The organism is Alloalcanivorax dieselolei B5 (assembly GCF_000300005.1).
GTDB classification, from domain to species: Bacteria; Pseudomonadota; Gammaproteobacteria; order Pseudomonadales; family Alcanivoracaceae; genus Alloalcanivorax; species Alloalcanivorax dieselolei.
Window position 1 is genome coordinate 1,391,253 of record NC_018691.1, and the last position, 12,549, is coordinate 1,403,801.

The 12,549-nt window shown below is 60.6% G+C and carries 14 protein-coding genes; 9 read left to right on the forward strand and 5 right to left on the reverse strand.

Annotation, left to right across the window (positions count from 1 at the left end; translation table 11 throughout):
• Window positions 1–16: 16 nt before the first annotated feature.
• Complete coding sequence (locus B5T_RS06370) at window positions 17–1,021, reverse strand: AraC family transcriptional regulator (RefSeq protein ID WP_014993660.1); 1,005 nt, start codon at window positions 1,019–1,021, stop codon at window positions 17–19.
• An 85-nt stretch (window positions 1,022–1,106) separates the two neighbouring features.
• Here B5T_RS06370 and B5T_RS06375 point away from each other — a divergent pair, with 85 nt between their 5' ends.
• The 8 genes from B5T_RS06375 to B5T_RS06410 all read left to right on the forward strand — a co-directional run bounded on the left by B5T_RS06375 (window position 1,107) and on the right by B5T_RS06410 (window position 9,148).
• Window positions 1,107–2,309 carry an MFS transporter gene (locus B5T_RS06375; protein ID WP_014993661.1) on the forward strand — a complete coding sequence of 401 codons (1,203 nt, stop codon included), beginning with the start codon at window positions 1,107–1,109 and terminating at the stop codon, window positions 2,307–2,309.
• 319 nt (window positions 2,310–2,628) lie between these two features.
• Window positions 2,629–2,940, forward strand: a complete 312-nt coding sequence (locus tag B5T_RS06380; protein ID WP_014993662.1) for a DUF2695 domain-containing protein — start codon at window positions 2,629–2,631, stop codon at window positions 2,938–2,940.
• 78 nt (window positions 2,941–3,018) lie between these two features.
• Window positions 3,019–3,678: an alpha/beta hydrolase gene (locus B5T_RS06385; protein ID WP_014993663.1), complete on the forward strand. Its 660-nt coding sequence runs from the start codon at window positions 3,019–3,021 to the stop codon at window positions 3,676–3,678.
• A 192-nt stretch (window positions 3,679–3,870) separates the two neighbouring features.
• Window positions 3,871–4,647, forward strand: coding sequence for a nucleotidyltransferase domain-containing protein (locus B5T_RS06390; protein WP_014993664.1), 777 nt, complete (start codon window positions 3,871–3,873; stop codon window positions 4,645–4,647).
• Between the two features lie 198 nt (window positions 4,648–4,845).
• Window positions 4,846–7,020 carry a TonB-dependent siderophore receptor gene (locus B5T_RS06395; protein WP_014993665.1) on the forward strand — a complete coding sequence of 725 codons (2,175 nt, stop codon included), beginning with the start codon at window positions 4,846–4,848 and terminating at the stop codon, window positions 7,018–7,020.
• Window positions 7,021–7,223: 203 nt separating this feature from the next.
• Window positions 7,224–7,853 (forward strand): SDR family oxidoreductase, encoded by a 630-nt coding sequence (locus tag B5T_RS06400; RefSeq protein WP_014993666.1) that lies wholly within the window; start codon window positions 7,224–7,226, stop codon window positions 7,851–7,853.
• 22 nt (window positions 7,854–7,875) lie between these two features.
• Window positions 7,876–8,508: a LysE family translocator gene (locus B5T_RS06405; RefSeq protein ID WP_014993667.1), complete on the forward strand. Its 633-nt coding sequence runs from the start codon at window positions 7,876–7,878 to the stop codon at window positions 8,506–8,508.
• Window positions 8,509–8,530: 22 nt separating this feature from the next.
• A complete protein-coding gene (locus B5T_RS06410) occupies window positions 8,531–9,148 on the forward strand; it encodes a glutathione S-transferase family protein (protein ID WP_014993668.1) in 618 nt (205 codons plus the stop codon).
• A gap of 21 nt (window positions 9,149–9,169) precedes the next feature.
• Here B5T_RS06410 and B5T_RS06415 read toward each other — a convergent pair whose 3' ends face one another.
• From B5T_RS06415 to B5T_RS06430, 4 genes are all read right to left on the reverse strand, one after another.
• Window positions 9,170–9,547 (reverse strand): DUF427 domain-containing protein, encoded by a 378-nt coding sequence (locus B5T_RS06415; protein WP_014993669.1) that lies wholly within the window; start codon window positions 9,545–9,547, stop codon window positions 9,170–9,172.
• A 27-nt stretch (window positions 9,548–9,574) separates the two neighbouring features.
• A complete protein-coding gene (locus B5T_RS06420) occupies window positions 9,575–9,955 on the reverse strand; it encodes a ribbon-helix-helix domain-containing protein (protein ID WP_014993670.1) in 381 nt (126 codons plus the stop codon).
• A gap of 62 nt (window positions 9,956–10,017) precedes the next feature.
• Window positions 10,018–10,587 carry a DJ-1/PfpI family protein gene (locus B5T_RS06425; RefSeq protein ID WP_014993671.1) on the reverse strand — a complete coding sequence of 190 codons (570 nt, stop codon included), beginning with the start codon at window positions 10,585–10,587 and terminating at the stop codon, window positions 10,018–10,020.
• A 65-nt stretch (window positions 10,588–10,652) separates the two neighbouring features.
• Window positions 10,653–11,816, reverse strand: a complete 1,164-nt coding sequence (locus B5T_RS06430; RefSeq protein ID WP_014993672.1) for an aromatic ring-hydroxylating oxygenase subunit alpha — start codon at window positions 11,814–11,816, stop codon at window positions 10,653–10,655.
• A 236-nt stretch (window positions 11,817–12,052) separates the two neighbouring features.
• On the opposite strand from B5T_RS06430, the gene B5T_RS06435 reads away from it, so the two are divergent.
• Window positions 12,053–12,448, forward strand: a complete 396-nt coding sequence (locus B5T_RS06435; RefSeq protein ID WP_014993673.1) for a hypothetical protein — start codon at window positions 12,053–12,055, stop codon at window positions 12,446–12,448.
• Window positions 12,449–12,549: the final 101 nt, after the last annotated feature.

The following is a 12,549-nucleotide window of genomic DNA, read 5'->3' on the forward strand; positions in this document are numbered from 1 at the left end:
ACATTGCGGTGCCTCGTCAATGCTCTTCGGATTGATGCGCGGTGGCGGCGCGATAAGCGCCTGGTGAGTGGCCGGTGGTTCGTTTGAAAGCGCGACTGAAAGCCGCCTGGGAGCCGTAACCGAGCCGCTCCGCCACATCTTCCACGGGCAGGCGTTCGCGGGTCAACCACTGGCTGGCCAGGCGCATACGCAGTTCGGTGACGTAGCGCAGTGGCGTGATGCCGGTCACCGCCAGGAAGCGTTCGGCGAACACCGAGCGGGATACGCCCATTTCCGCCGCCATGGATTCCACCGTCCAGTGTTGGCCGGGTTCGCGATGCAGCGCGGCGATAACCCTGCCCAGGCGCGGGTCGCGCAACGCTTCCACCCAGCCGCTGGCATCTCCGCAGCCGCATTCCACCCAGCTTCGTATGATGGCGGCGGCGACCACTTCCGCCAGCCGCGTGAGGATGCCGGCGAAGCCCGCCCGTTGCCCGCAGACCTCCTGTTCCATGGCTTCCAGGATGGGGAGCAATTCCGATTGCCGGTCCGCTTGAGGGTCAACCCGCATCACCGCCGGCATCAATGACACCAGGGGATGCAGGGAGCCCAGATCCAATTCCATGCAGCCACTGAAAATCAAGGTATCCTGGCTGCGGCAGGTGTCCGGGTCGCAGGACTGCACGTCATCGACGGCATCGCAGAGGGCGGCGGCGTCAAAACCGGTGATGTGGCGGCACGGCAGCGCCGGTTCGGAGAGCAGGGCATGGGGGCCGTCGCGGGGCATCAACACCGCGGTGCCCTGGCTCAATTCACTTAAATCGCCATCTTCGCCACGCAAATAGGCTCGTCCCCGGGCCACGAAGTGGAAATGGGCCCGTGGCGTGCCACCCTCGCCAAAGCGCACGCCGAAAGGCGGTGTCAGCCTCAGACGATGGTAGCGCAAGCCTTGCAGCCGCATTCCCGCCAGCAATTCGCTGATCAGATCAGCGCTGGAGGAACGGGACAGATTAGATTGAGGTTCGGACGATTGATCAAGCATGGGAGACTTTGTGGCATGGATCGTCTGGGTTGTCCACTCTATTCTGGCGCCCTTCGTGATGCCATCTGACAAAGAAGGGAGACCCATGAACAAGTCTGATACTGCGCGGGAGAACGCGAGCGCCCCGGTGACCGCCGCCTGGGGCGCGGTGATTTCCCTGACCCTGGGAGTCTTCGGGCTGGTCACCGCCGAATTCCTGCCCGCCAGTCTGCTGACGCCGATGGCCGCGGACCTGGCGGTCAGTGAAGGTCTGGCCGGCCAGGCGGTGTCCATCACCGCGGTGCTGGCGATGGTGACCGGCCTGTTTATCGCTTCGGTGACCCGGCGGATTGATCGGCGCCATGTGTTGATCGGCTTTTCCGCGCTGCTGGTGGTGTCGAATCTGCTGGTGGCCTATGCGCCCAATCTGGTCTTGCTGCTGCTGGGCCGGGTGTTTCTGGGTATCGGCATCGGTGGCTTTTGGGCCATGTCCGCGGCCACGGTAATGCGCCTGGTGCCGGAAGCTCTGGTGCCACGGGCGTTGTCGCTACTGTTCAGCGGTGTGTCGGCGGCTACGGTGTTCGCGGCGCCGCTGGGCAGCTACCTGGGTGATCAGATCGGCTGGCGGAATGTGTTCCTGCTGGCCTCCTTGCTGGGGATCCTGGCGCTGGTGGTGCAGCTCGCCACTCTGCCGCGTATGGCGCCCAATGGTCACACCCGTCTGCGTACCATGTTCGAGGTGATGATGCGGCCACGCATGGGCTTCGGCATGTTGGCCTCCTTGCTGGTATTCACCGGCCACTTTGCCTTGTTTACCTATGTCCGCCCATTCCTGGAAAACGTCACCGGGGTGGCGGTATCCGGTATTTCCGCTATTTTGCTCGGTTTCGGCGTGGCCAATTTCATCGGGACCTTCCTGGGCGGCGCGCTGGTGGAACGTAACATGCGCCTGACGCTGGCGGCGATGCCGCTGGTGATGGGCGTGGCCGGTCTGAGTCTGGCCATGCTCACCGGTACGCCGGTCAGTGACGCCATCCTAGTGGCGTTATGGGGCATGGCTTTCGGCGCCGTCCCGGTGGCCTGGTCCACCTGGATCACCCGCACCGTGCCTGATGAGGCGGAAAGCGGTGGCGGGCTGATGGTGGTGGCGATTCAGTTCGCCATCGCGTTGGGGGCCGCCGCCGGCGGCGCGGTGTTCAACGTCAGTGGCGCCACCGGTGTATTCGCCATAAGTGGTTTGGTGTTGATCTTCGCTGGTTTGCTGGTGTCCGTGGGGTTGCGTACCGAACCGTTGCCGGCCAAAGCCTGATTCTCGGTGTTGGGTGTGGGCCGTCCGGGATGACCGGGTGGCCCGCCTGCGTTCGGGTGAGGCACTATGGCTTTATGGGGCATTCTCCGGGGTATGTCTTAAACAAAATTTTGGTCGGACCACCAGATGTGATAATTGCAGAGAACGCAGTCACGGATCACACTGGCGATGCCGCCCATGCGGAACTATTTGACGGGCAGGACACTCCAGTGGAGAGGGGAATCCGGCCGCTATCGTGTAGGCAAGCATCAGCAAGGCCGGCTCCTCCCCCAATTCATAGCAAGGCGCGAACAGAGGGCGTCGCGCCGGAGGAAAACGGATGGATCAAGCGGCCAAGAAAGCGCTCAAGGCTGAATTCAAAGCAAAACGGCGCGTGGCATTATGCGCTTCCTTGCCGATGCCATTGGCACAATTGAAAGCACTGTTCTCCTTTCTTGATCGTACTGATGCCCCGCCTTGCGACCATTCCCTGACCCAGACACGGGTGTTCCTGAATCAACAGGGCCTGGCGTCGGAGCTTGTGGTGCCCTGGCTGAACGAACACGGCGGCTATTGTGATTGTGAAGTGCTGGCCAATGTCCACGATGAGGTGGGTGACTTGATCGGCTGGCACTTGGACGAGGAGCCGTGAGGGGGAGAGCAGAGCACACAGACGATCGTGTTAGACTTTTCTCCATCTTCAATATGTCAGCCGGAATCTCCTGTTCTGATGAGTGCATCTGTTTCCCAACGTGAAACCCGTTATCTGCAAGGCCCGGTAGGGCGTCTTCGCCTGACGCTTGATCATCCTGATGACGCGCCCTGCGGTGTGGTGCTGGTGGGCCACCCTCAGCCGTTGCTGGGCGGTTCCCCCCGGCATCCGGTGCCGCATGCCCTGGCGCGGGTCTTGCGCGATGCCGGCTGGCTGGTGGTGAGACCGAGTTTTCGCGGTGTCGATGACTCGGAAGGGGAGCACGGTGCCGGCGAAGGGGAAGAACAGGACACCCTGTTGATGATCACCGCCTTGCGTGAGGAGTATCCACGGCTCCCCTTGGCGCTGGTGGGCTTTTCCTTCGGTGCCTATGTGTTTGCCCGTGCCGCCACCAGACTGGAGGCCCGGCAGCCGGTGGACGCTCTGGTGTTGATGGGACTGCCGGTGGGACAGGTTCCGGACGGCCGCTATTACCAGCCGCAACCCATTCCCGATAATGCGCTGTTATTGCATGGCGAAAACGACGAACGGGCGCCGTTGACCGACCTGCTGCAGTGGGTTCGCCCGCAGCAACGGCCGGTGGTGGTGTTCGCCGGCACCGACCATTTCTTCAAGGGCTGTCTGCCCCGCGCCGCGGCCATGGTGGTCGGACACCTTGCCGCGATTGCCGTCCGCTGATCCCGCCGATCCATCAAGGAACGTAAAAAGTAGCCGAAACGGCATACGGGTACACTCAGGATGGCCGTGGTCACGAGCATACTGGCGAGCCCGCTTGCCCGGACTGGCGGGTTGCAGGTCATGCCCCATTCTTGTGATGGTGGTGATGACGAACCGGCGATGACCAACCGGCAGAAGAGGAAAAACCGGACTATGATCGACGAGGCAGTAAGAGAAGACATTATGCGCCGTATTCGCGACGCGGAGCAGGAGCACGGGGTCCGTGTGCTTTATGCCGTGGAATCCGGCAGCCGGGCCTGGGGGTTTGCCTCCCCGAACAGTGACTATGATGTGCGCTTTATCTATGTGCACCCCCACGACTGGTATCTCAGCGTGGATCTGGAAGACAAGCGCGATGTCATCGAGTACGAGATCGTTGACGACATCGACATCAACGGCTGGGATCTGCGTAAGGCATTGAAGCTGTTCTGGAAGTCCAACCCTTCCTTCGTCGAATGGATGCAGTCCCCCATTGTTTATGTGGACGACCGTACCTTCTCCGAAGGCGTCCGCTCGCTGATGCCGGGCATATACTCGGTGGCGAAGGGCGTGCACCACTACCACAGCATGGCCAGGACCAACTATAAGGGCTACCTGAAAGCCCAGTTGGTGCCGTTGAAAAAGTACTTTTACGTGCTCAGGCCGCTGCTGGCGATCCGCTGGCTTGAGACCCATGGCGAACCCGCGCCCATCGAGTTCGAGCGCCTGCGTGAAACCCTCACGGATGCACCGGGGGTAAACGATGAGATCAGCAAGCTGTTGGAACGCAAGAAGCGCAGTCAGGAAAAGGAATTCGTGCCGGCGATTCCGACGTTGAACCGGTTTATCGAGAAGGAACTCTCACGCCTGGCCAGTTATCAGGAAGACCCCGCCGAACGAACCGAGGATCTGACCGCCTTGAGTCAGTTTTTCCGCTCCTTCCTGAAGTAGCAGAGCCAGTATTGAACCATGGGATGCCATCGTACGTGATGGCGAAGGAGTGTACGTCGTCGCGTCTCCGTCTTGATTTGATAATAATTATCATTTAGATTGTTGTCGCTTTTTATGGTGCTGTTTGGGCGCCTATCCCTAATGCGCGGATTGGACAGTGTGGTGCCCTGCGGCTCCACCTGTCGTTTAAGGAATTCCATGTTCAGATCACTTAGTGTGACCAGCCTGCCCTGCCTCATCCCCATCACATTCCGCTCCGTTTTCCTCATCACGCCATTACTGATGATCGGGGTCTTGTCGCAGGCCGATGAACAGGCTTCTGTAGCAGCGCGCGCGGCGGTCGGCGTGACACTGGCACCGGTTGAGGTACAAGCGGATCACCGCGAGCCGGACGCCACGGCTCCGTTCGACGGCTACCACGCCGCCCGTGCCGGCAGCGCCACCAAGACCGCCACGCCATTGCTGCAGACCTCGCAGTCGATCACCGTGGTCGGCAGTGAGCAGATTCGTGACCAGGATGCCCGTACTCTGGCGGAAAGCCTGCGCTCGGTGGCCGGTGTGGAAGCCGGCCAGCGTGGCCGTCGCGGGCTGGATGACTTTACTGTGCGGGGGTTCGTGCAAAGTGCTTATCTGTTCCGTGATGGCATGCGCATGGACAACGATATGTGGATACAGAATGATCCGTTCGCCTTCGAGCGCATTGAGGTGCTGAAGGGGCCGGCCTCGATTCTGTACGGACAGATCGCTCCCGGCGGCCTGGTCAACCTGGTGACTAAACGCCCCACGGACGAACCCATGGCGGAACTGGGCGTCAGCGTGGGTAACTACCAGCAACGGCAATATACCGCCGATGTCTCCAATGCGCTTAACGAAGAAGGCACGGTGCGTTATCGGATGGTGGGGCTGTACTCGTCCAGCGATGACAAGGTGGATTTTGTCGATCGCGACCGGGTCTACTTCGCGCCGTCTCTGACCTGGGATCTGACCGACGATACCCGGCTAACGCTGCTGGCCAGTTATCAGAAAAGCAATTTCGTCCCGGTGCGTGGCTTGCCGGCCCGAGGTACCGTACTACCCAACCCCAATGGCAAGATCGACTTCGGCCGCTTTGTCGGCGTACCAGGAGAAGATACCTATACCACCCGACAATCCTTGTTGGGCTATCTGTTTGAGCACCAATTCTCCGAGACCCTGTCGTTTCGGCAGAACCTTCGTTACAACCGCTATTTCCTTGATGGTGCCTTCAGTGGTCCGACCAGCCTGGACAGCAACGGGCGCGATTACAATCGTCGTCTGAACTACCGGGACGTGGATGGCCGCATGCTGACCATGGATAATCAATTCCTGTTGTCGTTCAGCACCGGGCCGGTCTATCACGACCTGTTGTTGGGTGTGGACTACCTCGACTTTACCAGCCACCGTATTGATCATCGGCTCACCTTGCCGGCGCTGGACTTGTACGATCCCGACTACGGTTATGTGCCTGGGGCGGCGACACGGAACGATGCCAACAGCGGCAAGGACGAACTGACCCAGACCGGTGTCTACATCCAGGATCAGATCAAATTCGGCGACGGCTGGAATTTGTCCCTGGGGCTGCGCCGTGATCGCTCCGATCTGCTGGAAACCCGGCTCAACGGTGACCGTACCCGAACCGATCCAGAGGCGACCACGGGTCGCGCCGGGTTGTTGTACCTGTTTGCCAACGGGCTGGCACCATACATCAGTTACAGCGAATCCTTCGTGCCGGTTACTGGCGACGCCGCCGACGGCTCCGCCTTTGAGCCGGAAACCGGGGAACAGCAGGAACTGGGGATCAAATATGAATCCGCTGATCAGCGTCTGGGGGCTACCCTGGCGGTCTATGACCTGAAACGGCGTAACGTCACCACCCCGGATCCCAATGATTCGGCCTACAGCATCCAGGTCGGTGAGCAGCGGCACCGTGGCGTGGAGCTGGAAGTCAGCGGGCAGATCACCGAGAAGCTCGAACTGATTGGCACTTACACCTACATGGACGTGGAGGTGACTCGAAGCAACAGCGGCACGGAAGGCAAGCGGCCGGTTCTGGCACCGGAGCAGATGGCCAACCTGTGGGCCAAATACGATCTGGGCAGTTGGGTGCCGGGCGTGAGCGTGGCCGCGGGGGTTCGCTATGTAGGTGAGCAGGCCGGTGATCAGATGAATACCTTCGATGTGCCGGACTTCACGCTGTTCGACGCGGCCGTGTATTACGACGCCGGCCATTGGCGACTCGCTCTCAATGGCAAGAACCTCTCCAACAAGAAGTACATTGTTGGCTGCGCCAGTGAAACGCAGTGTTTCCAAGGGGACCCGAGGCTGGTTAATCTGTCCGCCAACTATCGCTTTTGAGTGGCGATCCGGAAGAACGGCTCTCATCGTTATCCCAGGGCTTTCTTGACTACCCGCTACTGCTGGTCCCGGTGAATTGGGCGTTGCCTCCTCTTGCATGGGGGGCTGTGGCGACCGTTTTGCGCGCCCTGTCCGATGGGTTACGGTTGAGGGCTCCATATATGCGACGAACACGACCGGAAAGGCCGTGGAGAGAGGGCGCGATGACGATTCTGGTGGTAGGCGCCAACGGGCAGATCGGACGGCAGTTCTGCCAATTGGCGCAAGACGCGGCGGTCCCGTTCCGGGCCATGGTGCGGAGTACGGAACAGCAAGCCTGGTTCCGGGAACGGGGCATGGATTCCGTGCTGGCGGATCTGGAAGGGGACCTTGATCATGCCTTCGACGGCTGCGATCAGGTGTTGTTCACCGCCGGCTCCGGGCCGCGTACCGGACCGGACAAGACACTGCTGATTGATCTGCACGGCGCCATGCGGGTGGCCGATCTGGCCAAGAGCAAGGGACTGTCCCGCTACATCATGGTGAGCGCTCTGCGCGCCGACGATCCACTGCGGGCGCCGGAGAAGCTGCGGCCCTACATGGCGGCGAAAAAAGCGGCGGACGATTACCTGAAGAACCGGGGCGTACCCTACGTTATTCTCAAGCCGGGACGCCTCACCGATGACCCCGCCACCGGCAGGGTGGCGACCAGCGTGAAGGAGGCCGGCGACAATGTGGTGTCCCGCGCCAATGTGGCGGCGGCCCTGCTGTATCTGGTACGGACCCCGTCCCTGGTGAACCGGGAATTTGCTCTGCTGGACGGGACAAGGACGCCGGAGGAAGCGCTGTTTTAAGGCGCGACCGGGGGACTGAAATATGGTGCCACTGCAGGATCTGATTATTTTCGCCGGGGCCGCGTTGCTGATGGTGCTGACACCGGGCCCCAACATGATCTATCTGATCTCCCGCTCGATTTGTCAGGGTCGGCGGGCTGGTGTGATTTCCCTGCTTGGCGTGATCGCCGGTTTTCTGGTGCATATGCTGGCGGCGGCGCTGGGGCTGACCGCCCTGTTCCTGGCGGTGCCGTTGGCATATGAACTGTTGAAGTGGGCCGGTGCCGCGTATTTGCTGTGGCTGGCCTGGCAGGCGGTGAGGCCGGGTGCCCGTTCGCCGTTCGAGCCCCGTGATCTGCCGGCGGATTCCGATGGCAGGCTGTTCCTCATGGGGTTTCTGACCAATGTGTTGAACCCGAAGATAGCGGTCTTCTATTTGTCCATTTTCCCTCAATTCATAGCCGTGGCGAACGGCTCGGTGTTCCTGCAAAGTATCACGCTGGGGCTGACGCAGATTCTGGTCAGTTTTTCCGTCAATCTTGCCATCGCTTTGTCCGCCGCTGGTATTTCCGGCTGGTTTGCCCGTAACCCGTTATGGCTGGCGCTGCAACGCTATGTGATGGGCGGCGTGCTGGCGGGTCTGGCGATCCGCTTATCGCTGGAAGAACGTAAATAACAGGGAAGACAAGGAGGGCTCCGTGATTCTGTACGATGATCCGATATCCGGCAATGGTTACAAGATCCGTTTGCTGCTGGCGTTGCTGGGGATTTCCTACCAGTACGTACCCGTGGACATCCTGCGCGGCGAATCCCGTACTCCGGAGTTCCTGGCGAAGAACCCCAACGGACGCATTCCGGTATTGCAATTGGATGACGGCACCTTCCTGCCAGAGTCCAATGCGGCACTGTTTTATCTTTCGCAGGGCACGGATTACTGGCCCGGAGATAAGGTTCAGCAGGCGCGGGTAATGCAGTGGCTGTTCTTCGAGCAGTACAGCCATGAGCCGAACATCGCCACCGCCCGCTTCTGGCTGGCGATCAAGGGGCTTGAAGAGACGCCGTTCAATCGCAAACTGCTGGAACAGAAACACAAGGCCGGTAATGAGGCGTTGGCGGTGATGGACCAGCACCTGAGTACGCGCACGTTCATGGTCGGTGAACGCTACTCGATCGCCGATATCGCCCTCTATGCCTACACGCACGAGGCCCATGAAGGCGGCTTCGATCTGTCCCTGTATCCGCATGTTCAGGCCTGGCTGGATCGGGTAAGCGGGCAACCGGGACACGTGACCACCGAGCAGATTCCAAGGGCGTAGGATAGAGCAGGGTATGCCGCTTCAGGCTTCGGGTAGAATCCGGATGTCCTCCACCCGCTCCGGATAGAACGCCAGGTATTCCTTGATTTGTGCCACCGCGGGGAAAGGCTTCGGGTAACTCCACACGGCGTTCTCACCCTGCTCTCCGGGCAGACTGAAGTAACTCGCCTCGCCTTTGTACGGACAGTAGGTTTTCAGTGGTGTCGGTGTCAGCAACGACAGGTCGGTATCGGCGCGGGGAATGTAATACACATCCGGCAGACCGGCCTCGCTCACTGTCAGTGTCGCGCGGCTGTCGGCGACGATGGCACCGTCGGCGATCACCACCACGCGCCCTGGTGTGGGGTGGATATCAATCGGATGATCGGGACCGGGCTGTTTGATCGGGCGGTCGCTCATGAGGATGACTCCCGCAGGACGAAAGGGTTAGTGGGTGGTTTTGCCAGCCCTGCCGTGAGGTTTGCCGCTGGCGGGCTCGCGCGCCAGAATGCCTTCCGCGTCCAGGGATGCGATTGCCACCCGGGTGTCGGCGGGGATGTCGCCACTTAATTGCAGGGCCAGGTAGCGCATGGCGCAGACACGCAGGAAGGACGTGAAATTTCCGAGATCATGGCCGGCGTCAATAGACTCATGATAGAGCCGGGTGATCATCTGCGGCAGATTCATGCCGTCCCGCTCCGCCACTTCCTCAAGCACGCGCCAGAACGCGTTTTCAATGCGCACACTGGTGACCATGCCGTCGATGCGAAGGGAGTGGGTACGGCTGACCCAGAGTTGCGAGTCGGCGTTAATAAACAGCTTGCACATGATGAGATCCTACGGGTGTCCCTGAACCCGCGGTCAGGGCCGGGACACCCGCACTGGCCCGGTTATTGATCGAGCAGCTTGAAGAACTGGGCCAGCCAGGCCGGGTGGGCCGGCCAAGCCGGTGCTGTTACCAGATTACCATCGGTTACCGCATCGTCAACGTCGATGCCGGCATAGGTACCTCCGGCCAATTCCACCTCCGGCTGACAAGCCGGGTAGGCGGAGCAGGTGCGGCCTTCCAGCACCCCGGCGGCGGCGAGCAGCTGTGCGCCATGGCAGATGGCGGCCACCGGCTTGTTGGTGTCAAAAAAGTGCCGTACCAGGTTTTGCACATCGGTGTTCAGGCGCAGGTATTCCGGCGCCCGGCCACCGGGCACCACCAGGGCGTCGTAGCGGGCGGGGTCGATACCGTCGAAGTCGGCGTTCAGGGCAAAACGGTGCCCCGGCTTCTCGGTGTAAGTCTGATCCCCTTCGAAATCGTGGATGGCGGTGGCCACGGTATCGCCCGCCTTTTTGTCCGGGCACACCGCATGGACGGTGTGGCCGACGGCCTGCAGCGCCTGGAACGGCACCATGGTTTCGTAGTCCTCGGTGAAGTCACCGGTAATCATCAGAATCGTCTTGGCGCCCATGTCGGCCTCCCGCTGTTGTTGGTATGGACTCGGGAAAGTTAGCAGGGGCCGATCGCTGAGAGGTATTACACCGTTACTACGTGGGGCTGGCGCTGTTCGAGAAGCTGTTGCAGTTGGCGGTGAAAGAGCGGGGCGCTGTATTCGAAGGTAGCGAACGTCAGCGCTTCATTCGCACCGCTGGCGAGCCCGCTCTGGATCGACTCGGCCAGATCGTAGTCTTCCGCCAGGGTGCGGCGGTACAAATCCACGTTGGCCTGCCAGTAGCTCCGTGCTTTGTCGCTGTCCGGGGCTTGCGGCAGAAGCGTGGTCTCATGAACCCGGGTGAGGCCGGGAGCCAGGGGTTCGAGGGTACTGAACTGGGTGTGGTCCGGTTGCACCAGGAAGGTGGTGTTGGGAAAGAAATAGTAGATGATGTTGCCATAGTCCCGTGGCTGGAACCGGTCGCGAGGTGGCGGCGAGACCGGATCGAAATTGGCCTTGAGCAGGAACAGGCGACGATGCAGATCGAACTCGTCGATGATCTGAAGGTTGTCGGTGAACAGGTGGGCGATGGTATTGCGATGGGCGACTTTGAAGTGATACGCCTCGAAGGAGCCGTCCACCAGCAATTTCCAGTTTGCCTTCACCAGGTAGGAACGGGAGGCGAAGCCCTGGGGATGTGCCAGGTCCTGGGTTTCCAGCTCCGTCATTAAGGGATCGAGGTGCGTGTCGATATCCTGATCGGCCTGATCCGGATCCAGAATCAGCCAGATCATACCGGCGCGTTCGCTCACCGCCAGCCAGCGCAGACCCGAGCGTGATCGGTCCAGGCAAGGAAAACCGAAGTCCTGCGGCAGTCCTTTGAGGCCGCCGTCCGGCTTGTAGGTCCAGGCGTGATAAGGGCAAACGAAAGCTCGAGCACCGTGACCGCGCCCGGCGGGCACCACGCGCGCTCCACGATGACGGCAAACGTTAAGGAAGGCTCGCACCGTACCGTCGGGTTGGCGTACCAGCAACAACGGGGTGTCATAGCAATCCAGGGACAACCAGTCACCGGCCGTCGCCAGCTCGGATGCGGCCGCCACCGGAATCGGGCGGCGAAGAAACAGGTCCCTCTCCTGTTCGAAATGGGGCTCGGACAGATAGCGGGAAACCGGGACCGAACTGGCCTGCTCATTGCCTTCGGGACGCTCTCCGGTCAGGGCGGCGAGCGCGCGGTCGTACAGATCGCACCGGGTGCTTTGTTTCATGATTATTCTTCTGGTGAGTTTTTCAGTAACAATCTGGTTGAGGGTGCCGCAGCCTCTCTGGAGAGTCAATCATTCCCATGAACCCCGTCACAGCCATGCCTGGAGTACCCGGGGATACTTGAAGCGGGCTGGCGGATAAATGGGGTGCCGGCCTGTTAACTGTGAATAGACTCCAAGGGAATCCATACACAGTTATCTATACGTAACTATCTATACACAAAAAGGAGTGCTTCGATATGGATATTGAAGAGGCCCGTCGGGTTGTCTCGGCCCTGGCCAATGGCGTACATCCCGTAACCGGTGAAGTTCTGCCGGAAGAGCATTTGTACAATGAACCTGCCGTTATTCGTTCCCTGTTTACGTTGCTGAAAGCCGTGCGGATGCCCAAGCGGGCGCCGCTGAGTCTGGAGGATCGGCAAAAGGAGAACATTAAACTCGGTCGCCCCAGAAATGCCGGGCTGCCGTGGACGGAGACGTTGCGGGAGGAACTGGCGAATCAGTTTCGTGATGGCGCGAGCATCGCGGATTTGACCGGCCGCTTCGAGCGCACCCGAGGAGCGATCTTGTCCGAATTACTTCGCCAGGGGCTGATTGAACCGGATCAGCGGCAAGCGGAGATGGCGTCCCGCTAGCGCCAGCGGAGGTGTCTGTTTCCGCGTTTGGGTATACAGTGCGAAAATCGCATTGGCCACGGCCATTCGTCTCTTGCGGAGGACAGCGAATGGCCGTGGCA

What these genes read in the sequence shown, in the direction of transcription:
- B5T_RS06420 (WP_014993670.1), bottom strand. Translation starts at nt 9,955, where the DNA reads ATGTGCAAGCTGTTTATTAACGCCGACTCGCAACTCTGGGTCAGCCGT.
- B5T_RS06385 (WP_014993663.1), top strand. Translation starts at nt 3,019, where the DNA reads ATGAGTGCATCTGTTTCCCAACGTGAAACCCGTTATCTGCAAGGCCCG.
- B5T_RS06390 (WP_014993664.1), top strand. Translation starts at nt 3,871, where the DNA reads ATGATCGACGAGGCAGTAAGAGAAGACATTATGCGCCGTATTCGCGAC.
- B5T_RS06375 (WP_014993661.1), top strand. Translation starts at nt 1,107, where the DNA reads ATGAACAAGTCTGATACTGCGCGGGAGAACGCGAGCGCCCCGGTGACC.
- B5T_RS06370 (WP_014993660.1), bottom strand. Translation starts at nt 1,021, where the DNA reads ATGCTTGATCAATCGTCCGAACCTCAATCTAATCTGTCCCGTTCCTCC.
- B5T_RS06435 (WP_014993673.1), top strand. Translation starts at nt 12,053, where the DNA reads ATGGATATTGAAGAGGCCCGTCGGGTTGTCTCGGCCCTGGCCAATGGC.
- B5T_RS06430 (WP_014993672.1), bottom strand. Translation starts at nt 11,816, where the DNA reads ATGAAACAAAGCACCCGGTGCGATCTGTACGACCGCGCGCTCGCCGCC.
- B5T_RS06415 (WP_014993669.1), bottom strand. Translation starts at nt 9,547, where the DNA reads ATGAGCGACCGCCCGATCAAACAGCCCGGTCCCGATCATCCGATTGAT.
- B5T_RS06395 (WP_014993665.1), top strand. Translation starts at nt 4,846, where the DNA reads ATGTTCAGATCACTTAGTGTGACCAGCCTGCCCTGCCTCATCCCCATC.
- B5T_RS06380 (WP_014993662.1), top strand. Translation starts at nt 2,629, where the DNA reads ATGGATCAAGCGGCCAAGAAAGCGCTCAAGGCTGAATTCAAAGCAAAA.
- B5T_RS06400 (WP_014993666.1), top strand. Translation starts at nt 7,224, where the DNA reads ATGACGATTCTGGTGGTAGGCGCCAACGGGCAGATCGGACGGCAGTTC.
- B5T_RS06405 (WP_014993667.1), top strand. Translation starts at nt 7,876, where the DNA reads ATGGTGCCACTGCAGGATCTGATTATTTTCGCCGGGGCCGCGTTGCTG.
- B5T_RS06425 (WP_014993671.1), bottom strand. Translation starts at nt 10,587, where the DNA reads ATGGGCGCCAAGACGATTCTGATGATTACCGGTGACTTCACCGAGGAC.